Genomic DNA, 23,183 nt, shown 5'->3' on the forward strand with positions numbered 1-23,183 from the left:
TATGAAGTTACCTATAAAACACATACTCACCCTTGCCGCGTTACTGCTCTTTGGCACCCTGCGTGCCCAGGAAACACCCGGCACACCCGGCGAGGTACTGAGTTTTGAAGAATACCTGGGGTATGTAAAAAAATACCACCCCCTGCTTAAAAGCGCCAACCTTGAAATTAGCAAGGCTCAGGCTATGCTTATGCAGGCACGCGGTGGATTTGACCCAAAGATTGAAGTCGACTTTGACGAAAAACAGTTCCGCGACAGGGAATATTACTCTATCCTGAACAGCAGTTTTAAAATACCTACATGGTATGGCATTGAAATTAAGGCCGCTTTTGATAACAGCGAGGGCTACTACCTTAACCCGCAAAATACAGTACCCAATGCCGGGTTAACATCCCTTGGGGTTACCGTACCACTGGGGCAGGGATTGTTTATTAACCAGCGTATGGCCGATGTAAGGACTGCCAAACTACAGCAGCAGCTTAGTGTTGCCGAGCGTCGCTTAAAGGCTATTTCCGTATTGTATGATGCAGCTGCAGCTTATTTTAACTGGGTTAAAAGCTATCGTGAAGCCCAAATGTATACGGATTACCTTCGCTATGCAGAAACACGTTTAGTGGGCATAAAAGGGCTTATTAACGAAGGGGCCGCACCGGCTATTGACAGTGTGGAATCAGGCATTGCGGTAAAAAGCAGGAAGCTGAGCATGATAGATGCCAACCTGAAGCTTACCAAAGCGCGTTTAGAGCTTTCTAACTATTTATGGATTAATGATGTGCCGGTTGAAGTTGCTGAGGGTTTAAAGCCTGAAACAGAACTATCTGCCACGATAGACGATTCACTAAAAACCAACCTGCTGGCCACTACCGATAGCCTGGTAACAAACCACCCCAAGCTGCAATCGCTGGAAACCAAAATATCTATGCTTGATGTAGAGCGCAAGCTAAAGGCTAATATGCTGTTACCCAAGCTCAACGTGGGGTATCATTACATTTCAGAACCATCTTATATAGATGATTTCAGGTTTGAGGACTATAAGTTTGCCGTAAATTTTGCCTTCCCAATCTTCTTAAGAAAAGAACGGGGAGCAGTAAAACTGGCTAAACTAAAGATTCAGGATACGCAATTTCAACTCGACCAGGAGCGCCTGCAACTTAAAAATAAGATTGATGCCCAGCGTACCGAAATATCTTCAGTAACAGAACAGCGGGAGGTTATATCATCGTTGGTAAAAGATTATGAAACCATGCTCAAATCAGAAGAGCGTTTGTTTTCATACGGAGAAAGCTCATTCTTCCTGATCAACACCCGCGAAAACAACCTGATAAACGCACGGTTACAGCAAATAAGCCTTGAAAACCGGTTCTTTTTCAGTAAAGCCGATTTGTTTAAGATTTTGGCAAACCCTGAGTAACATCAGGGTTTTCTTTTTTATTCAGCCATTCAAATACGGTTACGCACAGCAGCAGCATGGTAAGCCCATATGCAAGGTCGTCAGCAGGCATGGTAAACAGGCGCAGCCCCAGGTTGTGGTTGTTGTTATACCATACTATTTTTTCGGCAATACCTTCGGGGTTGGTGTTAATAAACGGATAATTCCAGAAATCAACACCCGTCAGCACCCCGTTTGACGCCAGGAATGGTGGCAATATCAGTATAAAAACAAAGATAAACCGGGGCAGGTAGCTGCTTTTTAGCCAAAGTAAATGCAGTAGCAGGAACACTCCGCAAAACAGGTGCGCGGTAAAAGCATACCATTTACCCATATTTAAACCGGCAATGAGTATAGAGGCTATGGCGAAAATCCATGCAAGCGCCTTACAAACCGCCGCAAAAGGTACTTTTTTCACCAAAACACCTATACAATGGTAGGTAAACAGGCAAGCATAAGGTATGCAGATAAAGAAAAACCACTCTTCTACAGGCAGGTTGCCTATGAATAAGCCTGATGTGTATTTTGTATTAAACCCCCAAATGCCCTGAGATGTGAAGTATACATCCCACGGAATAAAGACCGCCATCATGGCTAAAGCCCCTATAACAAAGGCTTTCCACTTCAGGTAAAATTTTAATTTAGGATGAAAGCTAAAGATAAACGGCACCATAAAACACGCCAGGTTTACCAAAATGTAATACCAGTGTGTACTCATGCCTGCCTTAGCTTTTTGCGTTTATAGGCAGCGGCTTCCCTAAAGTATTTAAAGGGCACCAGCAGCATGCCAAAGCATTCGCCGTCTTCTGCACCTAAATGCTTGTGATGTATTTTATGGGCTTTGCGTAATGCACGGAAATACACATTATCTGTATGCTTAAACCATGGAAAACGCTGGTGAATCAGCACATCGTGCACTAAAAAATAACAGATACCGTAAAGCATTATACCAAAACCAAGGAAAAACTTCCAGTCGAAACCGGCATAAGAGCCAAACAGCATCAGCAAAAAGCTGGGTGTGGCAAAAATCAGGAAAAAGGCATCGTTCTTTTCAAAAACAGTATGCTGCGGGTTGTGGTGGTCATGGTGAAAATACCACATAAAACCGTGCATAACATACTTGTGTGTAAGCCACGTAACACCCTCCATAGCCAGGAATGTGCCCAGTGTTATTAGTATATAGGTTATTGCTGTCATGTAATTTCAGTTAAATCATATTTACGCCATTACGCAGGTAACACCCCACCAGCAGGGCAAATTTTTGGGTATTGGGCACCCTTATTCGCTCCTGCATAATGCGGTGGCTGGGCAGCTTGCGTATCTTCCTGAAAAGCGCCTTGTAGTAAATATACGCCAGAAAAACCCCAAACCGGGCTTCTTTTGGTAATTTTTTAATGCCTTCAAGGGCATCGTTAAAGTCTTTTTCTATATCAGCCTCAATAGCCAGCTTGTCGGGCTCAGTAAAAGCATCAAAATCCACCCCTGGAAAATAGGTGCGTCCCAAATCAAGGTTATCCGCCTTAAAATCACGCAGAAAGTTAATTTTCTGGAATGCAGCCCCCAGCTTTCGGGCAGGTTCCTCCAAAGCATCATACTGGTCTTTATTGCCGTTGCAAAACACTTTGAGGCACATAAGGCCTACTACTTCGGCAGAGCCATATATGTATTTTTCGTAAAGCGAATTGGTATACAGCTGCTTTTCAAGGTCCATTTCCATACTCTCCAAAAATGCCTCTATAAGCTCATATTCTATATTGTATTGCAACACCGTATGCTGAAAACTATTAAGCACCGGGTTAAGGCTAATGCGATCCCGCAGTGCCTTAAAGGTATCTACTTTCAGCTCACTCAACATCTCTTTCTGATTATAGCCCTCAAAAGAGTCTACCACTTCATCGGCCAGCCTTACAAACCCGTATATGCTGTATATAGCACTGCGCATGTGTGGGGCCAAAAGGTAAATCCCCATTGAAAATGAGGTACTGTAGCTGCGCGTTATATTGCGGCTACAATCATAGGAAACGGTGTCAAACAATGCTTTCATATACGTGTTTTTTGGAGGTCTTGATAATGTGCCCGGCTACAATTTCGCCCGATATTACAGAAGGCGGTACGCCCGGGCCCGGAACGGTAAGCTGCCCGGTGTAAAACAGGTTGGCAATCTTTTTATTACGGATTCCCGGTTTAAAAAAGGCGGTTTGCTTAAGCGTGTTGGCCAGGCCATAAGCATTGCCTTTAAAAGCGTTGTAGTCAGCCTTAAAGTCAGATACCGCATAATCAGTATAGCTCACAATATGAGGCTTGATGGCCTCGCCGCAATATTGTTCAAGCCTGGCTATGGTTTCATTAAAATAATGTTGCCGAATCTCAGGTGTATCCTCCAGCCCTGGCGCAACAGGAATGAGCAGGAAGATGTTTTCCATACCTTCGGGTGCTACAGAAGCATCAGTTTTACCGGGACAGCACACGTAGTATAACGGCTTTTGCGGCCAGCTGGGTTCGGTATAAATAGTATGGGCGTGGGTTGCAAAATTCTCTTCAAAAAAGAGGTTGTGGTGCAGCAGCTTACCCAGTTTTTTATTTATACCTACATAATACAGCAGGCACGACGGTGCCATAACGCGCTTATCCCAATACTTTTCGGTATAGTTACGGTAGTTTTCAGGCAGTAGCTGCTCGGTAAAATGGTAGTCGGCAGAACTTACAACAACATCAGCTTCAAAATCACCTTTATCCGTTATTACTTTGGTTACTTCGCCGCTACTAACATCAAAACCTTTAACATCGGCATCAAAATAAAATGTAACCCCTTTTTGTTCAGCCAGTTTTACAAAAGCATCAATTACTTTCCCAAAACCACCCATAGGGTACCATGTGCCGAGTTTAATATCGGCATAGTTCATCATGCTGTACAAGGCAGGTATGTCTTTAGGCAGCGCCCCAAGGAACAGTATAGGAAACTCCAGCATCTGTAAAATCTTTTCCGACTTAAAATAGCGCCTCACATGATTTGAGTATGAGCTCAATAAATCAAGCTTCAGAGCCGATTTCAATATATCCGTATCAAGAAATTCTGTAACCGAAATGCAGGGTTTGTTGATGAATTTGCCCATGGCAGCTTCATACTTTTGCTGTGCTTCATTAAGGAAAATATCAAGCTTAGCGCCGCTTCCTGGCTCAATCGCCTCAAATGTTTCTTTAAGGGCAGTATAACCGGCAGGCACTGTTTGGGTATTGCTTTCCCCGAATATTACCTGGTAAGACGGGTTGAGCCTTACCAGCTCAGGCAACAGCCCTTCGGCATTGTATTTCCTGAAAAAGCCTGCTATAACATCGGGCATCCAGTACCAGCTGGGGCCCATATCAAACGTAAAGCCGTCTTTTTTAAACACCCTGGCGCGGCCTCCGGGGGTGGGGTGCTTTTCCAGCAGCGTCACCTCATAACCGCTGTTGGCAAGGGTTATGGCAGCGGCCAGGCCGGAAAATCCGGCACCTATAACTACGGCTTTTTGGGGCTTCATTTATTTTGTTTAATGAAATTTCTCTAAAATTAAACAAAACTTAGCATAAACAGTAGTTAACAAAACGATAAAACAAGAATTTTCGCTCAAAGTTCCAGCAATAACATACGTATTTATAAGGTATTAGTTATTCACATTTAAAATCGTATTTTTACAGGCTGAAAATTACATGAGATGATTATTCCTAAAACCCGCGAGGAAATTGAAATAATGCGCGAAAGCGCACTGATAGTAAGTAAAACCCTGGGCATGCTTGCCGGCGAAATTAAGCCGGGAGTAACCACCCTTGACCTTGACCGTATGGCCGAGGAGTTTATTCGAGACCATGGCGCAGTACCCGGATTTAAAGGCCTTTACGGATGCCCTTCTACCCTGCTTACAAGCGTGAATGATCAGGTGGTGCACGGCCTGCCTACAAACCGCCCCATTGAGGAAGGCGATATTGTATCGGTAGATTGTGGCGCCCTTAAAAACGAATTTTATGGCGACCATGCCTATACGTTTGAAATAGGCGATGTAGCCCCCGAAACCAAAAAGCTGCTTCAGGTTACCAAGGAGTCGCTTTATGTGGGTATCCGCGAGTTTAAAGTAGGTAACCGCGTTGAAGACGTAGGTAGCGCCATACAGCGTTATACCGAAGGCTTTGGCTATGGTGTAGTACGCGAGCTTGTGGGCCATGGTGTGGGCCGCAAAATGCACGAAGGCCCCGAAATGCCTAACTATGGCAAGCGTGGCCGCGGCAAACTGTTTGTTGAAGGCCTTGTGGTAGCCATTGAACCCATGATTAATATGGGTACTAAAAACATACGCCAGCTTAAAGACGGCTGGACCATAGTAACCCGCGATGGCAAGCCCAGCGCCCACTTTGAGCATAACGTAGCCCTTGTAAACGGCAAGCCTGAACTACTGAGCACCTTTGCGTATATATACAAAGCGCTTGGTATTGAGAGTAATGAAGAAGAGGAGTTTAGAACAACACCCCTTGCAATTAACTAAGCTTTACCGCAGAGACACGCTGAGTAGGCACAGAGATACACAGAGCTATTTTAAGTTAATAATCTTCGATTAGAGGCCACAGAGTATGGAGTTAAACCAGCTTTCACACAAAATTATTGGTGCAGCTATTGAAGTTCATAGAACCTTAGGGCCAGGGTTACTCGAATCTGCTTATAATGAATGTCTCGCTTACGAGTTAACCCAAAATGGATTATTTATCGAAAGAGAAAAAACACTGCCGCTTAAGTACAAGGGTATATCACTAAATCAGGGCTATAGGATTGATATTGTTGTAGAACGTAGGGTCATCATAGAGCTTAAAACTGTAGAAGAATTGACTGATGTACATCAGGCGCAAGTTATTACCTATTTAAAATTAGGCAATTATCCATTAGGCTTACTAATAAACTTTCACTCTAAAATTTTAAAGGACGGATTAAAAAGAATTATCCACAGCAACTTTGAGGCCTCCCATCCTTTGGATGGCAACCTCTAAAAACTTTGCGTATCTCCGGGCTCACTCAGCGTGTCTCTGTGGTACAAAACCTCAAACATGAAGAAACTCTTTAAACTCGTACTCAACACCATACCGCGCCCATTGCTTATACGCCTTAGCTATGTAGCCCGCCCGGTACTGGCCTTTTTTCTTAAAGGAAACACCTATACCGACCCTATTGATGGGCGCAGTTTTAAAAACTTCCTGCCGTATGGTTATGGACATCAGCGCAATAACGTACTGGCTCCCGGAACTTTATCGCTGGAAAGGCACAGGCTGCTGTGGATGTACCTGAAAAACGAAACCGACTTTTTTACCGCCCCGCACAAGGTGCTGCACTTTGCCCCTGAGCAGGCGTTTTACAAGCGTTTTCGCAAGCAGGAAAACCTAAACTACACCACAACAGACCTTTACTCTCCGCTTGCGGATGTTAAGGCCGATATTTGCAACCTTCCGTTTAAGGATAATGAATATGACTTTATACTGTGTAACCACGTTTTAGAGCATATTCCTGATGACACAAAGGCCATGCAGGAGCTTTACCGCGTGCTAAAACCCGGAGGTACAGCTATTTTACAGATTCCGCAGGATCTTAGCCGTGCCACAACTTTTGAAGACAACAGCATTACCGACCCCAAGGAGCGCCAGCGTATTTTTGGGCAGTATGACCACGTAAGGGTCTATGGCAGAGACTATTTTGACAAGCTGCGCAGCATAGGTTTCAGGGTGGTTGAAGAAGATTATACCAAAAAGCTCAACCCGAAAGATGTTGAGCGCTACTGCCTTGCACCCGGCGAAATTATTCCTGTTTGCTATAAAGATTAATCATAAGCCTTGCATTTGCAGGGCTTTTTGTTTTATCAAAAGGCATTGGCACCCTTATTGTTATAATAATATTAGTATCTTTACGTTCACGATTAAAACATCACAAACAATGACAATTGCCCTACGCAGGTTTAGTATAGTTGCCCTTTTACTTACGTTTTTTAGCGGAATTGCCCAGGTACAGCAGGAAGTTGCCCCACCCTACAACATTAAAACCGTTTCATTCCTTAGTAATGGAGAGAACGTTTACCCCTATTTCAGGCAGGGAGAACCTATTACGCTTCAATTTGACGACCTTTTTGGCAACGAGGCCAACTACTATTACAGCATTGTACATTGCAACTATGACTGGACACCCAGCACACAACTATCTGTAAATGACTATCTTGATGGTTTCGATGGGCAACGCATCCAAAACTACCAAAACTCATTTAACACCCTGCAAATCTATTCGCACTTTGTGCTGTCTATACCCAACCAGTTTACAAGGCTCAAATTAACAGGCAATTACATACTTAAAGTACTTAACGACGACCGCGAAGTAGTTTTTACCCGCCGCTTTATTGTTTATAATGAGCAGGTTGCGGTACCCGTTCAGGTTAAACGCGCTCGTGGCCTTGATGAGCGAGACGGTGCCCACAACCTTGATTTTTCTATTAAAAGTGAGGCCGTACTGTTCCAGAGCCCACTGCAAAATGTAAAGGTACTGCTAACCCAAAACGGCAGGTTTGACAACGCCATTTACAATGTAAAACCGCAGTACACCATAGGTAACGACCTGATTTACAAGTACGACAAAGAAACCCAGTTCTGGGCAGGCAATGAGTACCTGTACTTCGACAATAAGGATATACGTAACGCCGTAAACAACATTGCCCGGATTTCGGCAGGCGAAGTATACAACACCATACTCTACACTAACGAGGCAAGGGCCAGCAAACCCTACACATTTTTCCCCGATGTAAATGGTAACTTCCTGATTAAGAACATAAATCTAAGTGTTACCGACCAAAGCCTGGAGAGCGATTATGCCTGGGTATTCTTTAAGCTCAGTGCGCCTGCATTTTACGAGAATAAGAACATCTATGTAGGGGGGCTGTTTAACAACTATGCTAAGACCGATGAGTATAAAATGGAGTACGACCCCAAGACGGCAACCTATGAAAAGGCCATTATGATTAAGCAGGGCTTTACCAACTTTTTATATATAACCGCTGATAATAAAGGAGTTGTAGACGGTAAAAACGCGGTAGACGGCAACTTTTACCAAACAGAAGACGAGTACAACATCTTTGTATACTACCGAGAAAACAACGAGCGCTACGACCGTGTTATAGGCCGCGGAAACGCTAATTCCGAGAACATTATCAACTAATATACAATGAGTTAAGAATAATTTGGGTTTAATTTAATAACAAGGAGGTACCTCCTGCCAAATATTTTTATAAATTTGTAAAAAATGCAAACTGCTGATGGTATCGCAAATTACAAGAGGCATAAAGATTTCAGTATCAACCAGTTTTGAAGGCACTTACTTCAAAAACTACCGCATACAGTTTGCCTTTACCTACGAGATTACCATAGAAAACCAGAGCAAAGACTCCGTACAGCTCAACACCCGCCACTGGGAAATATACGACTCCCTTAACGACCTTGAAGTAGTTGACGGAGAAGGAGTTATAGGCAAAAAACCCGTTTTAAAACCCGGTGAAAAACACACCTACAGCTCAGGTTGCCTGCTATCATCCCCATTTGGGGCCATGAGGGGTTATTTTAGCATGATAAACTTTACTAACACCCGTTCTTTCAGGGTAATAGTACCCACTTTCAGGCTAAGTGCTCCCTTTGCGCTTAACTAAAATTTCATTTGTACAATCCGGACATTTTTGCTTCGCGAAGAGAAATCTTCAAACCAAGTAAATCCTTACGTTTTAACTCAATTTTAACGCTAATTATTCACAATTGGAGTTCAATATTCAGTTTTAAAGTCAAAGGTCGAAAGTCAAAAGCCCGTCGTCGTAAAAACACACTTTAAATCAAAAACATTTATAGAAAACTAATATGCTATAAAAGAAATTGATTTTGTCTTTTTCCGAATCAAAAATTAATTTCTAATCGGTATCTTTCATCATATATCGAAGTTCGGAAATCCGATCCCGGACTTTTGACTTTCGGCTTCAGACCTTCCGACAAATTTCGTACCTTTGCAAAGCTAAAATTTAAACACAACAAACTATGCCTAAAGGAATTTACAACGTACCCAAGGCCGTTAACGAACCCGTAAGGGCTTATGCCCCGGGCAGCAAAGAACGCCAGCAGGTGCTTGACACTTTTAAGGAACTATACAATACCACGGTAGATGTGCCTATGTACATAGGTAACCAGGAAATCCGCACCGGGAAAACCAAAACCATAAACCCACCGTTTGACCACAAAAAAGTAGTGGGCACGTACCACGAGGGCGAACAACAACACATAGAGCAGGCCATTGCCGCCGCGCTTGAAGCCCGTAAAAAATGGGCCAACCTAAGCTGGGAGCACCGCGCCGCTATCTTTTTAAAGGCTGCCGAACTGCTTGCCGGGCCATACCGCGCCAAGATAAACGCCGCTACCATGATAGCCCAGGCCAAAACCATTCACCAGGCTGAGATTGACTCGGCGTGTGAGTTTATAGACTTTTTAAGGTTTAACGTAGAGTTTATGACCCAGATATATGCCGAGCAGCCCATAAGCAGCGAAGGTATATGGAACCGCCTGGAGTACCGCCCGCTGGAAGGCTTTGTGTATGCCATTACCCCGTTTAACTTTACCGCAATTAGCGGTAACCTGCCTGCAGCGCCAGCGCTAATGGGCAACGTGGTGGTATGGAAACCCAGCGCCAGCCAGGTATACAGCGCCCAGGTAATTATGGAAGTATTCCAGAAAGCAGGCCTGCCTGCCGGTGTAATAAACATGGTGCACGGCGACCCTGTTATGATTAGCGATACCCTTATCGGCAGCCCTGATTTTGCCGGTGTACACTTTACCGGTTCAACTTCTATTTTTAACGGAATATGGGGCAAAATTGGCCAGAACATCAACAAATACAAAACCTACCCGCGCATAGTGGGCGAAACCGGCGGTAAAGACTTTGTGGTAGCACACCCATCGTCAATCCCGGCCGAGGTAGCTACAGCACTTAGCCGTGGTGCGTTTGAATACCAGGGGCAAAAATGCTCGGCTGCTTCAAGGGCATACATTCCGCAGTCTATATGGCCGGAAGTTAAAGAGCTGTTGGTTAAAGATATCGAAAGCTTTAAAATGGGCTCGCCCGAAGATACTGCCAACTTTGTATCGGCGGTTATACACGAAGGTTCGTTTGATAAGCTTGCCAAATACATAGATGCTGCCAAAGCCGCAACGGATGCCGAAATTGTTGCCGGTGGCGGTTATGACAAGTCGGTGGGCTGGTTTATAGAGCCTACGGTTATTGTTACCACAAACCCTAACTACGAAACCCTTAGCACAGAGCTTTTTGGCCCTGTGCTAACCATATATGTGTATGAAGATGCCAAGTGGGCCGAAACCCTTAAACTGGTAGACGGCACATCGGCCTATGCCCTTACCGGCGCCATCTTCAGCCAGGACCGTTATGCCGTGGAAGAAGCCACCAAAGCGCTTGAAAACGCTGCGGGCAACTTCTACATAAACGATAAGCCAACAGGTGCCGTAGTGGGTCAACAGCCATTTGGTGGCGCCCGCGCCAGCGGAACCAACGATAAGGCAGGCTCTGTACTAAACCTGTACCGCTGGGTATCGCCACGCACCATTAAAGAAACATTTGTTCCGCCTACAGATTACAGGTATCCTTTCCTGGGATAACACCTTTAATGAGATAAACCCAAAAGCCTGCTGATTGATTTCAGCAGGCTTTTTTATTAAATGGAACGCGCCTTTAAGCTCCCGATAGCACGGGACAGGATGACAAATGGAACGCGGATGACACGGATTAAGCGGATTTATACGGATTTTTTCACATTGTTTTCTTCACATACCGTCTTTACTTCGTCGATTCGGGCACAGCCCTCGGGTGCGAGGAGGAACGACGAAGCAATCTCCGCTCAGAAGCTAAGCAGCTCAGCGGCCCAGAAGCTTCTTAAACTCACTCCTTCCCCAAATCATTACTCAGCTTATCCAGCTTAAAACTGTTGCCTGCAAACACAATATGGGTAGTATCGGCCACGTCGGGCTGGTCGCGCTCGTGGTAAGCCATGCCTTCTACAATGGTAAGTGTATTGGGTTTACCCAGCGAATCTGTCGGAAAAATATGACTGTAATATCGTGAGGCATAAAGGTCGCCACCTGTAGCCGCCCAGTAACTGTTTATAAAACTGAATTTACCTGCGCCATCAACTACATAATAACGCCCGGTACTGGGGTAATCGCAGGCCTCAATGCCATATTGCATTACAAACACGGCCTTATCACCATCCAAATCGTGGTGTCCAAGGGGAGTAATGTTAATGTACCCCTCGCCTTTAAAAGCATCTTTAAAAACCACTTTTCCGCCTTTAAGCACCTCAAGGTAGCCAGGGTTTGAACCGTCTTCCTCATCATAGGCCGTATACCCGTAACGAAAAACATAGCCCTCAAGGGTATCGCCCTGTGGTGCAAGCATAACCTGCCTGTAGTCTTCAGGGGTTTCGTTCTTTTTTTCGGGCAATTTTGTTGATGCGGTAACGGCCGCTTTGGGTTCTTGTTGCGTTTCTTTACACGATTGCAGCAGGCAAATGGGCAAAGCTAATAAGACGGTTTTGGTAAGGTTCATATAGATGTGATGGGTTTGTAAAACTATGCAAAAGAGGGTTGGTTATTACCTCCCCGGCACGTTTTCTGTCGTATATATACATTGTGAGGGTTTGCTTCAAAGGTATGAAATAATCCACATTGCCCGACCCTGAAAGGGTCGCGTATATTAGCCGGGGGCAACGCCCTCGGGAAACAAAAATGCACCGTTCATCTCCCGGGATTCCATCCCGGGCTAATGTGCGTGACCCCTTTAGGATCGTGACAACAAAAACCCCATACAAATCAGCTTAAAACCAAGGTAAAAAATATAAAACCACACCCTTTAATGGCATATTATTTGCCCACACAGCGTTAACCAATTAATCTTACCTGCATGAAACATTATTTCCTCTACGCCTTATTTATTTTCACTACACACGTAACGTATGCCCAGCAAGAAAAAAAGCCTTTCTTTAAAGACACTTACCTTTCCACAGAGCTAATTTACCGCAGCTATGGCACTAACGACCACATAGGCTTTGGCGGCGGTATAGAAATGTCTAAAGACCTAAACCGCTGGATAGGCATTGGCCTGAACCTTAGCTACTGGCAAAACAGCAAACAGGACTGGGACTTTAAAAATCCGTTTACCGGACAGCGATATCAGTACACCGGAAAAATACAGGAATACAAAATCACTCCATTTATACAGCTTATCCCCATAAACACTAAACATTTTGATATTATAGCGGTAGGCGGTATACGCACCGGCTACTACAACCAGGTCAATTGGCTGGGCGGATATAGTACCAGCTACAACCCCCAAAGTTTTGAAGTGTTTATCTACGATGCCGGAAATAAAAACATTACATTAGGCTATGAGTTTGGCTTTGCACTACGCTTTCAGTTTGGCCGCTTCGTTATATCGCCGGGCATAATGCAGGCAAACGACACCAATGGCGACAGCTACAGCGAACTGAACATGAAAATAGGCTGGCAATTGTAAAACAAGGGCATACTTCATCTGCCCCCCCTCAGCCTCACATCTTCTTAAAAACTGCCACCTGCTATCTGAAAACTAAAATTCCTACCTTTGCCAACTATAAACTATAAACAACATAACACTGCCAACCCCGGCAGCTATTCCCCCTTTGGGGGTTAGGGGGCATAACCATGCAAAAGAAAATACTACTCTTAGGGTCAGGAGAGCTGGGCAAAGAATTTGTAATTGCCGCACAGCGCCTGGGCCAAACCATAATAGCCGTAGACAGTTATGAAGGCGCGCCTGCCATGCAGGTAGCCGATGCCTTTGAGGTAATAAACATGCTCGACGGCGCCGCGCTCGATGCCATAGTTGCAAAACACAACCCTGATTTTATAGTACCTGAAATCGAGGCCATACGCACCGAACGTTTTTACGATTACGAAAAACAGGGCATTACCGTAGTGCCTTCTGCAAAAGCGGCCAACTTTACCATGAACCGCAAAGCCATACGCGACCTGGCTGCGAAAGATTTAGGCCTGCGCACCGCCAACTACCGCTATGCCACATCGGCTGAGGAGCTGCAAAAGGCCGTTGCCGAAGTAGGCATACCATGCGTGGTAAAACCATTGATGTCGTCAAGCGGAAAAGGCCAGAGCACCATTAAGGCTGAAGCCGATATAGAAAAAGCCTGGAAATATGCCGTGGAAGGCAGCCGTGGCGATGTGGTAGAGGTTATTGTTGAGGCATTTGTAAACTTCCACAGTGAGATAACACTATTAACCGTTACCCAAAACAACAACCCTACCCTGTTTTGTGCGCCTATTGGCCACCGCCAGGAGCGCGGCGACTACCAGGAAAGCTGGCAGCCCGCCCATGTTAGCGACCGCGATATTGCCGAAGCGCAGGATATGGCCCGCAAGGTTACCGAAGCCCTGGGCGGCGCAGGTATCTTTGGCGTTGAGTTTTTCCTTACAGATGAAGGTGTGTATTTTAGCGAACTTTCGCCAAGGCCGCACGATACCGGCATGGTTACCCTTGCCAATACCCAAAACTTTAGCGAGTTTGAACTGCACCTGCGTGCCATACTAAGCCTGCCTATTGCCGAAATTACCTTGGAACGCCACGGTGCCAGCGCGGTAATCCTGGCCAGTGGTATGGGCACTCCTGTATTTACCGGCATTGAGGCTATTGCAGCACTTCCGCAGACGGATTTCCGCCTGTTTGGCAAGCCCACCACAAGGCCTTATCGCCGTATGGGTGTTTCGTTAACCTACGGCCCCGTGGGTACTGATACGGCCGAACTCGTTAAAAAAGCACAGGAAGCAGCGGCGCTGGTAACGGTAAGTGAAGCGTAAGCACCAAATTTCAAAAAACAAATAACAAAGCAAACAAAGACACACACTATGGAAGCATATGTTTTTCCGGGCCAGGGTGCCCAGTTTACCGGTATGGGTAAAGAACTGTATGAAAACAACGCCCAGGCTAAAGAACTGTTTGAAAAAGCCAACGATATACTTGGTTTCCGCATTACCGATGTAATGTTTGAAGGCACGGCCGAGCAGCTTAAAGAAACCCGCGTTACACAGCCTGCGGTATTTTTGCATTCGGTTATCCTTGCCAAAACACTGGGCGACAGCTTCCAGCCGGAAATGGTTGCAGGCCACTCGCTGGGTGAATTCAGCGCGCTGGTTGCCGCCGGTGCCCTTACTTTTGAAGACGGCCTTAAGCTGGTAAGCCAACGCGCCACTGCCATGCAAAAAGCCTGCGAAATTACCCCAAGCACCATGGCTGCCGTATTGGGCCTTGAAGATAAAATTGTGGAAGACGTATGCGCTTCTATTGACGGCGTAGTGGTTGCGGCCAACTACAACTGCCCCGGCCAGCTGGTTATAAGCGGCGAAACAAAAGCCGTTGAAGCCGCCTGCGAAGCCCTTAAAGCTGCCGGTGCCAAGCGCGCCCTGCTGCTGCCTGTGGGTGGTGCATTCCACAGCCCAATGATGGAGCCTGCCCGCGAAGAGCTTGCCGCCGCCATTGAACAAACCACCTTTAGCAACCCGGTGTGCCCGGTGTACCAAAACGTACCCGCTACTGCCGTAAGCGATGCCGCTACCATAAAGCAAAACCTTATCATACAGCTTACTGCCCCCGTTAAGTGGACACAAAGCGTTCAAAACATGATTGCCGACGGCGCTACCCTGTTTACAGAAGTGGGCCCTGGCAACGTACTACAGGGCCTTGTTAAAAAAATCAACAAAGACGTAGAAACGGCGGGAGCTTAATCAGTGGTCAGTATTCAGTGATCAAGCAGGTAGCAGTCATGCTGAGCCTGTCGAAGCATAAGCCTGTCGAAGCCACCCTGCAGTAACAAAACAACAAACCCCGGTTTATAGCCGGGGTTTTGTGTTTATATCAAATTATGGAACGCGGATGACGCGGATTGAGCGGATTTACACGGATTTTTTTCACGCCGCTCTCTTCACGCTTTGTCATTCCGAACGAAGCACAGCGGAGTTGAGGAACCTCAAATAATGAAACACAGATTAAACAGATTTCTTTACGCCGCTTTCTTCACGTTCTGTCATTCCGAACGAAGCGCAGCGGAGTTGAGGAATCTCAAATAATGGAAACACGGTTTAAACAGATGTCTTCACGTTGCTTTCTTCACGCCCTGTCTTTGCGAGCGGAGCCTGCGGAGCGTGGCAATCTTAAATTAATAATTAAAAACCAATATTATTAAAACCGAAATAAAGCTAATTAATGTAATTAAAAAAGAAGCAATTCCAAGAGTATCAAAAAACTTTAACAAACTAATATCATTATCATTGTCGAAAAGTTTATCAACTTTTTTATCAGAGAATTTAAAAGCCTCCTGCATAGTTTGCTTTACAAACTTTTCTGCTGCGATAAATTCTTTCTTTGACAATTCAACTAATCGCTCATATTCACCTTTAAGATAATCAATATAATACTGACGCTTTTCAGCATTATCCGTATCATTATACAATTGAACTATATCAGAATAATCATAACCAAAATCCGAAGTAATCGTCTTGTTAATTTGGTTTATGTTATATCCCTCAAAATCCATCGTTTCAATTGGCATTATTTCATGATTGGCAAAAGCATTAGCTAAATGAAAAGATATATTTTGATAATATCTGATTCTTAAAAGAGCGCTAATTCTATAAATAATACCAAATATTGTAGATATAATACAGAGTATTAAAACAGTTTTCAATATGCATCGTGAATAATTATTGGCGAAAAAAATTTGACTAACAATTAATGAAAGTGTCGTAACAGAAAAACCCACAACCCAAATGATAATCTTATCTAGTTGGTCAAATGTAAAAATCAGATTTTCTTTGTCTTTTTCTACTGCGCTATAGCTAATTTTCAAAATTGTTTCAAAAGGTCTTTCCATATCAATAATGTATAAATCAAATCTAACAAAACTTTTCTTACTTCTACCCCGTAAAAACACCCGTTTTTCCCCTACTTTTCAATTAGGTAAAATTCCCTACCTTGCATCCCGCAAAACAAATACTCATTAAATGAAACTATTACGCTTACTGTTTTTATTCATAGCCCTGCCCGCGCTGGCACAGCAGGGTGGCATGTGGATTCCCTCATTGCTCGACGGCATGAACGAAAAAGAAATGAAGCACCTGGGCATGAAAATGACTGCTGAAGATATTTACAGCGTTAACCACAGCAGCCTTAAAGATGCCGTTCCGCAGTTTAACGGCGGCTGTACGGCAGAGGTTATTTCAAACCAGGGCCTGCTGCTTACCAACCACCACTGCGGGTTTGATGCCATACAAAACCACAGCTCGCTGGAGCATGATTATCTAACCAACGGCTTCTGGGCCATGAGCCAGGGCGAAGAACTGGCAAACCCCGGCATGGTAGTAACCTTTATTGTAAAGATAGAAGACGTTACCACTAAAGTATTAGAGGGCACACAGGCGCTTGACGAAAAAGCACGCCAGCAAAAAATAAAAGACAACATAGCCAGCCTTACCAAATCACTTCCTAAAGAAGCCTGGCAGGACAACATGATACGCACCTTTTATGAAGGCAACCAGTATATGTGGTTTGTAACCGAAACCTTTAAAGACATCCGCCTGGTGGGTGCGCCGCCATCGTCTATAGGCAAGTTTGGCAGTGATACCGATAACTGGGTATGGCCGCGCCATACGGGCGATTTCAGCCTGTTTCGCATTTATGCCGGCAAAGACAACCGCCCGGCAGAATACAGCAAAGACAATAAGCCCTATACCCCTAAACACTTCTTCCCCGTGTCTATAAAAGGCATTAAAGAAGATGATTTTACCATGGTGTTTGGCTATCCGGGCCGCACAACAGAGTATCTTCCGGCAGTAGCCGTAGAGCAGGTGGTTAACGTGCTCGACCCTGCCAAGATTGAGGTGCGCGATGCCGCCCTTAAGGTTCAGGACGGCTTTATGCGCAAAGATCAGGCTATTAAAATTCAGTATGCCGCCAAGTATGCCAGCACCGCCAACTATTGGAAAAAATGGATAGGCGAAGTACTGGGGCTTAAAAAAACCAATGCCGTGGCTAAAAAGCGCGCTTATGAGCAGCAGTTTACCGGTTGGGTAAACAAGGCCGGCAAACAGGCCGAATACGGCAGCCTGCTGCCTGATTTCGAAAAATATTATAAAGAATATGAGCCCTATGCCCTGGCTTATGATTATTTTGTAGAGGTAACCATACGCAATACAGAACTGCTGGGCTTTGGCTACCGCATTTACAACCTTGAGGGCACTGCCAGAGACGGCGAGGCGGCATTCAACACGCAAAAAACCAAAACACTTGCCACCCTTGAAGACCTGTATGGCGAGTTTAATAAAAACGTAGACGAAAAGGTATTTGAGCAGCTTATAGCGCTTTACTTTACAAAAGTGCCGCAGCAGTTCTTATCAACGGAATACAAAGGTGCTGATGTTAAAAAGCTTACCGCTGATATTTACAGCCAAAGCAAGCTTACGTCTTTTGAAGGTGTGCAAAGCCTGCTTACCGGCACCCCTGCCGAGGTTAAGGCCAAACTGGCTGCCGACCCGGGTTACAAGCTGGTTACCGCCCTTACCAATACCTATTATGATAAGGTAGCACCAAAATACCAGGAGCTTAACCTTAAGGTGGCAGCCCTGCAACGCACCTACATGAAAGCCATTGTAGAGCTTAGCCCCAAAGATGCCCGTATTTTCCCCGATGCTAACAGCACCCTGCGTGTAACGTATGGCAAGGTTAAAGGCTATGAGCCTAAAGACGCTACCTACTACAAGCCCGTTACCTACCTTGACGGCGTTATAGAAAAATACGTACCCGGCGATTATGAGTTTGATGTTCCGCAAAAGCTTATAGACCTGTACAACACTAAAGACTATGGCCCTTATGGCGAAAACGGCAAAATGCCGGTATGCTTTATAGGCACTAACCATACCACGGGCGGCAACAGCGGTAGCCCGGCCATAGATGCAAAAGGCAACCTTATAGGCCTTAATTTTGACCGCGTGTGGGAAGGCACCATGAGCGATATTTATTATGATCCGTCTATATGCCGAAACATAATGGTAGACATGCGCTATGTGCTGTTTATTGTAGATAAGTTTGCCGGGGCTAAAAACCTGGTTGAAGAAATGAAAATAGTACGCTAACCACCCGCGCCTGCGCTGTGTAAGAATATTTACCCAAACAGCATATCGGGCAAAAAAGCGGCAAATATGTTAAAAAGCAATGTGATTGATGTAAAATTCTCAGGTTCAACGCGAAAACACTCCGAAAAAAATTTAGTGTGAAATATTTTGCGGTATCAAAAAATTTATATCTTTGCTCCGAATTAATAATTAACCTTTATAATTTAGTAAGATGAAAAAAGTTGTTTTAAGCCTAGCATTCGTTGCTATCGCTCTAGTTTCTTGTAAGAAAGATGGTGAAGCTGCTGGTTCTGCTGACACTGCTGCTGCTGACACTGCTGCTCAAACTGAAGTTCCTGCAACTCCAGTTGACACTGCTGCTCCAGCTGATACTGCTGCTCCAGCTGACACTGCTGCTCCTGCTGCTCAGCCTGCTCACTAAGAAACACTTTAGTAAAAGCATCAAAGGCCCCTCCTATCCAGGACGGGCTTTTTTGTTTCTTACAGGTTAACAACCGGGCTTTAATCTTAACCGTTTTGTAACGCAGCCACAAAATCTGTTTACAAAGGGTTAACCATAACAAAACACCGCGGGTTTAGTTTTGCACCCATTAACTACTAAGAGCAAAACACATGATTAAAAAGCTACTTTTGTTTGCCGTATTCTTTTCGGCATTAGCAACTTATGCACAAAAAGGGGTTATTTCAGGTAAAATAACCGACCTCGAGAGCAACTTCTCTTTACCCGGCGCCACCGTGCGCATTGCAGATGGCAACCGCTACACGGTTTCTAACCAGATAGGCGATTACGAATTTTTAAACGTACCGGAAGGCAGCTATACCGTAGAGGTTGTGTATATGGGCTACCAGACACAAACACAGGAAGTAAGCGTTGAAGCCGGAAAAACCGCCGTGCTTAACTTTATTATGGGTTCTGATGCCCAAAACCTTGAAGAGGTAATAATTGTGGGCGACCGCCTTAAAGGCCAGGCCCGTGCGCTGAACCAGCAAAAAAACAACCAGAACATTACCAACGTAATTTCATCTGACCAGGTAGGCCGTTTTCCTGACAGTAACATAGGCGACGCACTTAAGCGTGTACCGGGCATTACCATGCAAAACGACCAGGGCGAAGCGCGTAACATCATCATACGCGGCCTTGCACCGGCACTAAACTCGGTTACCATTAACGGAGACCGTATCCCTTCTGCCGAAGGCGATAACCGCAACGTGCAGATGGACCTTATTCCATCTGACATGATTGCCACTATGGAAGTTAACAAAACCCTTACGCCCGATATGGATGCCGATGCGATAGGTGGTTCGGTAAACCTTATAACCCGTGCCGCACCTAACGGCGAAAGGATTTCTGCCACCCTTGCAGGCGGTTATGCGCCAATCAGGGAAAACCCTATTTACACCGCAGGCCTTGTATACGGTAACCGCTACCTTGATAACAAGCTGGGCGTTGTGGTAAGTGCTTCTTACAACAATAACGATTTTGGTTCAGACAACGTTGAGGCCGTTTGGGTTCAGGACGATTTTGGCAATACCTACGTTGAAGAGATGGACATACGCAAGTATGATGTACAGCGCATACGCCGCAGTGCCGCCCTTGCCATGGATTATAAATTTAACGAAAACAACACCATTTACCTTAACGCCATGTACAACTGGAGAGACGACCGCGAAAACCGTTTCCGCACCACGTATGATGATATTGAGGTAAACTATGCTGCCGATGGCGAAACCATAGACGGCTTTACAGGCCGCGTAAAGCGCGAAACAAAAGGCGGTGTAAACAACAGCCGCAACAAAAGCCGCAGGCTTGAAGACCAGCGCGTGCAAAACTACTCGGTACGTGGCGAGCACCTGCTAACCCCGGGCCTTGATATGGACTGGCAGGTTAACTATGCCAAAGCGCGCGAATTCCGCCCGGGCGAAAGGTATATTGAGTTTGAACAGGAAGGTCTTGACTTTACCCAAAACATAACCAACCCTGAGAGGCCGTTTATTGGCAGTACAGGCGAAGATGTAAACGAGTTTGCACAATCAGGCCTTACTGAAAATAGGGACGATACACAGGAAAGTGAATTTGGCGCCAAGCTTAACTTCCGTTTTGCGCTATCGGCTATCGAGGGTCAAAAGGGCCGCATCAGGACCGGTCTTCGCGTTAGGATAAAAGACAAAGACCGTAACAACATTTTCTATTCTTACGAGCCTGTGGGCGATGCCCCTACACTTGGGCAGGTAGGCACAAGCTTCTTTGGCGGCGACGGTTACAATCCGGGCAGCCAGTATGTGCCGGGCATATTTGCCTCAGCTTCATACCTGGGCAACCTTAACCTTAACAACACGTCGCTTTTTACAAGCGAGCTCGACCCTTCAGAATTCCTTGCCGTTAACTATACCGCTAAAGAAAACATCTATGCCGGTTACATCCGTTGGGACCAGGACATTACATCAAAACTATCTGTTATTGTGGGTGCCCGTATAGAAAACACGCACATTGACTATACCGGTAACCGCGTTCTTGACGAAGAAGAGCTTGAAGGTACTATTACCAACACCAACTCGTATACTAACATACTGCCTAACCTGCAGTTTAAGTACAACGCTACAGATGATTTTATTCTGCGTGCTGCCTTTACCACAGCGCTTGCAAGGCCTGATTATTATGCCCTTGCGCCTTATGTAAACAACATAGCTGCCGATACCGAAATTATAGCCGGTAACCCTGCGCTTGATGCTACCTACTCTTACAACTTCGACTTTATGGCAGAGAACTACTTTAAGTCGGTGGGCCTTGTGTCGGGTGGTTTCTTCTACAAAAAGCTGAACGATTTCATCTACAATTACAGCAACAACCAGTACACCACTGCCGATTTTGCTAACGACTTCCCGGGCCAGGCTAACCCTGTACCGGCCGGCGAAAACTGGACATTCCTTCAGTCGCGCAACGGCGAAAGCGTAGATGTTTACGGTTTTGAGGTAGCGTTCCAGCGCCAGCTTGATTTCCTTCCGGGCTTCTTAAGGCACTTTGGTATCTATACCAACTATACCTATACCGATTCTAAAGCAAAAGGTATTGCCAGCGAAGACGGCGATGAAAGAAACGACGTAAGCCTTCCGGGCACAGCGCCGCATATGTTTAACGGCTCACTTTTCTGGGACAACAACAGGTTCTCTGCAAGGGTATCGGTTAACTATGCTGCCGATTATCTTGATGAACTGGGCGCCGATGCCTTCCAGGACAGCTATTATGACAAGCAAACGTTCCTTGATGTAAATGCATCGTTCAAAATTACAGATAACATCCGCATTTTTGCCGAGGCTAATAACCTTACAAACCAGCCGCTGCGCTACTACCAGGGCGTTTCGTCAAGAACAAAGCAGGTTGAGTTTTATGAGGGCCGCTTTAACCTGGGCCTTAAGTTTGACTTTTAAAAGTCGCAATAAAATATCAATGCCGGGTAATGATTTTTCATTGCCCGGCTTTTATCCATTTTAAGAAGTATGAAAAAACTACTGTTATTACTGCTTACAGGCTTTGTTAGCTTTAGTATTTACAGCCAGGAGTACTTAGCCGAAGAAAAATCAGGCTACCGCGAGGGGTTTATCCCGGAACTGAAGCTGCTGGATAAGAGCCTTAACTTTGTGGCATTGGGTGATTTTGGCCGCTTTGGGCAATACTACCAAAAACCCGTAGCCGAACAAATGGGCAAGGCTGCCATGACCATTGAGTCAGACTTTACCGTATGCGTAGGCGATAATTTTTACCCTAACGGCGTGCAAAGCACCGAAGACCACCAGTGGATATCTTCTTTCGAAAACATCTACACAAACATGAGCCTGCATAACGACTGGTATGTAGCCCTGGGCAACCACGACTACCGCGGCAGCATACAGGCGCAGTTAGATTACACAAAAGTGAGCCGCAGGTGGCAAATGCCCGATAAGTACTACAGCAAAACCTTCGACCTTGATAACGGAGACAAAGTACTTATGGTGGTTATGGACACCAACCCCTACATAGACAGCTACCGCAAGCCGGGCATGATGTATGAAAACATTATTGCCCAGGACACCCTTGCACAAACGCAGTGGCTTACCGAAACCCTTAAAAATGCCGACGAGAAGGTAAAGTGGAAAATTGTAGTGGGGCATCACCCGTTATACAGCGGCGGTAAACGAAAAACCAACCCCGACACCATTAAATTTGCAGAGCGCTTTGCCGGCGTGTTTGACACTTACAGGGTTGATGCCTACATTTGCGGGCACGAGCACGACCTGCAAATCATTAAGCCTAAAGGCAGGTACACCACGCAGTTTCTTTCGGGCGCGGCAAGCGAGGTAAGGCCTACCGGAAAAACCGAGGGCACGCTGTTTGCCGAAAGCCAGGCGGGCTTCATGACGTTTTCCATCACAAGCAATAAACTGCTGGTGCAGGTAGTTAACCATGAAGGGAAAATTTTATACACAACCGAAATAAACAAAAAGTAAC

General features: G+C 45.4%; 20 protein-coding genes. 14 read left to right on the top strand and 6 right to left on the bottom strand.

Annotation, left to right across the window (positions count from 1 at the left end; translation table 11 throughout):
• Window position 1: 1 nt before the first annotated feature.
• Window positions 2-1,411 carry a TolC family protein gene (locus tag AM279_RS11400; RefSeq protein WP_054410290.1) on the top strand — a complete coding sequence of 470 codons (1,410 nt, stop codon included), beginning with the start codon at window positions 2-4 and terminating at the stop codon, window positions 1,409-1,411.
• Here the strand turns inward: AM279_RS11400 and AM279_RS11405 are convergent.
• From AM279_RS11405 to AM279_RS11420, 4 genes are read right to left on the bottom strand one after another with little or no spacing between them, the layout of a single operon-like run.
• The gene (locus AM279_RS11405) at window positions 1,386-2,147 is read right to left on the bottom strand and encodes a lycopene cyclase domain-containing protein (protein WP_074961344.1); all 762 of its coding nucleotides are present in this window, start codon (window positions 2,145-2,147) and stop codon (window positions 1,386-1,388) included. The two genes, AM279_RS11400 and AM279_RS11405, sit on opposite strands and share 26 nt — an antisense overlap.
• On the bottom strand, window positions 2,144-2,626 hold the full coding sequence (locus AM279_RS11410; RefSeq protein WP_054408167.1) for a sterol desaturase family protein: 483 nt from the start codon (window positions 2,624-2,626) through the stop codon (window positions 2,144-2,146). The genes AM279_RS11405 and AM279_RS11410 overlap by 4 nt, the downstream gene beginning before the upstream one ends.
• 10 nt (window positions 2,627-2,636) lie before the next feature.
• Window positions 2,637-3,473, bottom strand: coding sequence for a phytoene/squalene synthase family protein (locus AM279_RS11415; protein ID WP_054408168.1), 837 nt, complete (start codon window positions 3,471-3,473; stop codon window positions 2,637-2,639).
• A complete protein-coding gene (locus AM279_RS11420; RefSeq protein WP_054408169.1) occupies window positions 3,457-4,950 on the bottom strand; it encodes a phytoene desaturase family protein in 1,494 nt (497 codons plus the stop codon). The genes AM279_RS11415 and AM279_RS11420 overlap by 17 nt, the downstream gene beginning before the upstream one ends.
• A 174-nt stretch (window positions 4,951-5,124) precedes the next feature.
• On the opposite strand from AM279_RS11420, the gene map reads away from it, so the two are divergent.
• The 6 genes from map (at window position 5,125) to pruA (ending at window position 11,128) form a co-directional block, all read left to right on the top strand.
• Window positions 5,125-5,946 (top strand): type I methionyl aminopeptidase, encoded by an 822-nt coding sequence (gene map, locus AM279_RS11425; protein WP_054408170.1) that lies wholly within the window; start codon window positions 5,125-5,127, stop codon window positions 5,944-5,946.
• Window positions 5,947-6,031: 85 nt separating this feature from the next.
• Window positions 6,032-6,442, top strand: coding sequence for a GxxExxY protein (locus AM279_RS11430; RefSeq protein WP_054408171.1), 411 nt, complete (start codon window positions 6,032-6,034; stop codon window positions 6,440-6,442).
• 57 nt (window positions 6,443-6,499) lie between these two features.
• Window positions 6,500-7,267, top strand: a complete 768-nt coding sequence (locus AM279_RS11435; protein ID WP_054410292.1) for a class I SAM-dependent methyltransferase — start codon at window positions 6,500-6,502, stop codon at window positions 7,265-7,267.
• A 109-nt stretch (window positions 7,268-7,376) separates the two neighbouring features.
• Window positions 7,377-8,642 (top strand): type IX secretion system plug protein, encoded by a 1,266-nt coding sequence (locus tag AM279_RS11440; RefSeq protein WP_054408172.1) that lies wholly within the window; start codon window positions 7,377-7,379, stop codon window positions 8,640-8,642.
• A gap of 97 nt (window positions 8,643-8,739) precedes the next feature.
• Complete coding sequence (gene apaG / locus AM279_RS11445) at window positions 8,740-9,126, top strand: Co2+/Mg2+ efflux protein ApaG (protein ID WP_054408173.1); 387 nt, start codon at window positions 8,740-8,742, stop codon at window positions 9,124-9,126.
• A gap of 376 nt (window positions 9,127-9,502) precedes the next feature.
• A complete protein-coding gene (gene pruA / locus AM279_RS11450; protein ID WP_054408174.1) occupies window positions 9,503-11,128 on the top strand; it encodes an L-glutamate gamma-semialdehyde dehydrogenase in 1,626 nt (541 codons plus the stop codon).
• Between the two features lie 280 nt (window positions 11,129-11,408).
• Here the strand turns inward: pruA and AM279_RS11455 are convergent, their stop codons facing one another.
• Window positions 11,409-12,074: a hypothetical protein gene (locus AM279_RS11455; protein WP_054408175.1), complete on the bottom strand. Its 666-nt coding sequence runs from the start codon at window positions 12,072-12,074 to the stop codon at window positions 11,409-11,411.
• A gap of 354 nt (window positions 12,075-12,428) precedes the next feature.
• Here AM279_RS11455 and AM279_RS11460 point away from each other — a divergent pair, with 354 nt between their 5' ends.
• The 3 genes from AM279_RS11460 to fabD all read left to right on the top strand — a co-directional run bounded on the left by AM279_RS11460 (window position 12,429) and on the right by fabD (window position 15,298).
• On the top strand, window positions 12,429-13,040 hold the full coding sequence (locus AM279_RS11460) for a hypothetical protein (protein WP_054408176.1): 612 nt from the start codon (window positions 12,429-12,431) through the stop codon (window positions 13,038-13,040).
• 167 nt (window positions 13,041-13,207) lie between these two features.
• Entirely contained in the window at window positions 13,208-14,374 is a 1,167-nt protein-coding gene (purT, locus tag AM279_RS11465) for a formate-dependent phosphoribosylglycinamide formyltransferase (protein ID WP_054408177.1), read from the top strand.
• Window positions 14,375-14,422: 48 nt separating this feature from the next.
• Window positions 14,423-15,298: an ACP S-malonyltransferase gene (fabD, locus tag AM279_RS11470; protein WP_054408178.1), complete on the top strand. Its 876-nt coding sequence runs from the start codon at window positions 14,423-14,425 to the stop codon at window positions 15,296-15,298.
• 431 nt (window positions 15,299-15,729) lie between these two features.
• Here the strand turns inward: fabD and AM279_RS11475 are convergent, their stop codons facing one another.
• Window positions 15,730-16,443 carry a hypothetical protein gene (locus AM279_RS11475; protein ID WP_054408179.1) on the bottom strand — a complete coding sequence of 238 codons (714 nt, stop codon included), beginning with the start codon at window positions 16,441-16,443 and terminating at the stop codon, window positions 15,730-15,732.
• A gap of 130 nt (window positions 16,444-16,573) precedes the next feature.
• On the opposite strand from AM279_RS11475, the gene AM279_RS11480 reads away from it, so the two are divergent.
• From AM279_RS11480 to AM279_RS11495, 4 genes are all read left to right on the top strand, one after another.
• Complete coding sequence (locus AM279_RS11480) at window positions 16,574-18,700, top strand: S46 family peptidase (RefSeq protein ID WP_054408180.1); 2,127 nt, start codon at window positions 16,574-16,576, stop codon at window positions 18,698-18,700.
• Between the two features lie 272 nt (window positions 18,701-18,972).
• A complete protein-coding gene (locus tag AM279_RS11485) occupies window positions 18,973-19,191 on the top strand; it encodes a hypothetical protein (protein ID WP_160316445.1) in 219 nt (72 codons plus the stop codon).
• A 121-nt stretch (window positions 19,192-19,312) separates the two neighbouring features.
• The gene (locus AM279_RS11490) at window positions 19,313-22,126 is read left to right on the top strand and encodes a TonB-dependent receptor (RefSeq protein ID WP_054408182.1); all 2,814 of its coding nucleotides are present in this window, start codon (window positions 19,313-19,315) and stop codon (window positions 22,124-22,126) included.
• Window positions 22,127-22,195: 69 nt separating this feature from the next.
• Window positions 22,196-23,182: a metallophosphoesterase gene (locus tag AM279_RS11495; RefSeq protein WP_054408183.1), complete on the top strand. Its 987-nt coding sequence runs from the start codon at window positions 22,196-22,198 to the stop codon at window positions 23,180-23,182.
• The last annotated feature ends 1 nt before the right edge of the window (window position 23,183 follow it).

It is taken from the genome of Flavobacterium akiainvivens (assembly GCF_001278115.1).
Lineage (GTDB): Bacteria > Bacteroidota > Bacteroidia > Flavobacteriales > Flavobacteriaceae > Flavobacterium > Flavobacterium akiainvivens.

Coding starts and splice junctions, on each gene's coding strand:
- fabD (WP_054408178.1), top strand. CDS start 14,423: ATGGAAGCATATGTTTTTCCGGGCCAGGGTGCCCAGTTTACCGGTATG.
- AM279_RS11455 (WP_054408175.1), bottom strand. CDS start 12,074: ATGAACCTTACCAAAACCGTCTTATTAGCTTTGCCCATTTGCCTGCTG.
- AM279_RS11480 (WP_054408180.1), top strand. CDS start 16,574: ATGAAACTATTACGCTTACTGTTTTTATTCATAGCCCTGCCCGCGCTG.
- AM279_RS11475 (WP_054408179.1), bottom strand. CDS start 16,443: ATGGAAAGACCTTTTGAAACAATTTTGAAAATTAGCTATAGCGCAGTA.
- AM279_RS11495 (WP_054408183.1), top strand. CDS start 22,196: ATGAAAAAACTACTGTTATTACTGCTTACAGGCTTTGTTAGCTTTAGT.
- AM279_RS11440 (WP_054408172.1), top strand. CDS start 7,377: ATGACAATTGCCCTACGCAGGTTTAGTATAGTTGCCCTTTTACTTACG.
- AM279_RS11400 (WP_054410290.1), top strand. CDS start 2: ATGAAGTTACCTATAAAACACATACTCACCCTTGCCGCGTTACTGCTC.
- purT (WP_054408177.1), top strand. CDS start 13,208: ATGCAAAAGAAAATACTACTCTTAGGGTCAGGAGAGCTGGGCAAAGAA.
- AM279_RS11415 (WP_054408168.1), bottom strand. CDS start 3,473: ATGAAAGCATTGTTTGACACCGTTTCCTATGATTGTAGCCGCAATATA.
- AM279_RS11485 (WP_160316445.1), top strand. CDS start 18,973: ATGGTGAAGCTGCTGGTTCTGCTGACACTGCTGCTGCTGACACTGCTG.
- AM279_RS11410 (WP_054408167.1), bottom strand. CDS start 2,626: ATGACAGCAATAACCTATATACTAATAACACTGGGCACATTCCTGGCT.
- AM279_RS11430 (WP_054408171.1), top strand. CDS start 6,032: ATGGAGTTAAACCAGCTTTCACACAAAATTATTGGTGCAGCTATTGAA.
- AM279_RS11420 (WP_054408169.1), bottom strand. CDS start 4,950: ATGAAGCCCCAAAAAGCCGTAGTTATAGGTGCCGGATTTTCCGGCCTG.
- pruA (WP_054408174.1), top strand. CDS start 9,503: ATGCCTAAAGGAATTTACAACGTACCCAAGGCCGTTAACGAACCCGTA.
- map (WP_054408170.1), top strand. CDS start 5,125: ATGATTATTCCTAAAACCCGCGAGGAAATTGAAATAATGCGCGAAAGC.
- AM279_RS11460 (WP_054408176.1), top strand. CDS start 12,429: ATGAAACATTATTTCCTCTACGCCTTATTTATTTTCACTACACACGTA.
- AM279_RS11435 (WP_054410292.1), top strand. CDS start 6,500: ATGAAGAAACTCTTTAAACTCGTACTCAACACCATACCGCGCCCATTG.
- AM279_RS11490 (WP_054408182.1), top strand. CDS start 19,313: ATGATTAAAAAGCTACTTTTGTTTGCCGTATTCTTTTCGGCATTAGCA.
- AM279_RS11405 (WP_074961344.1), bottom strand. CDS start 2,147: ATGAGTACACACTGGTATTACATTTTGGTAAACCTGGCGTGTTTTATG.
- apaG (WP_054408173.1), top strand. CDS start 8,740: ATGGTATCGCAAATTACAAGAGGCATAAAGATTTCAGTATCAACCAGT.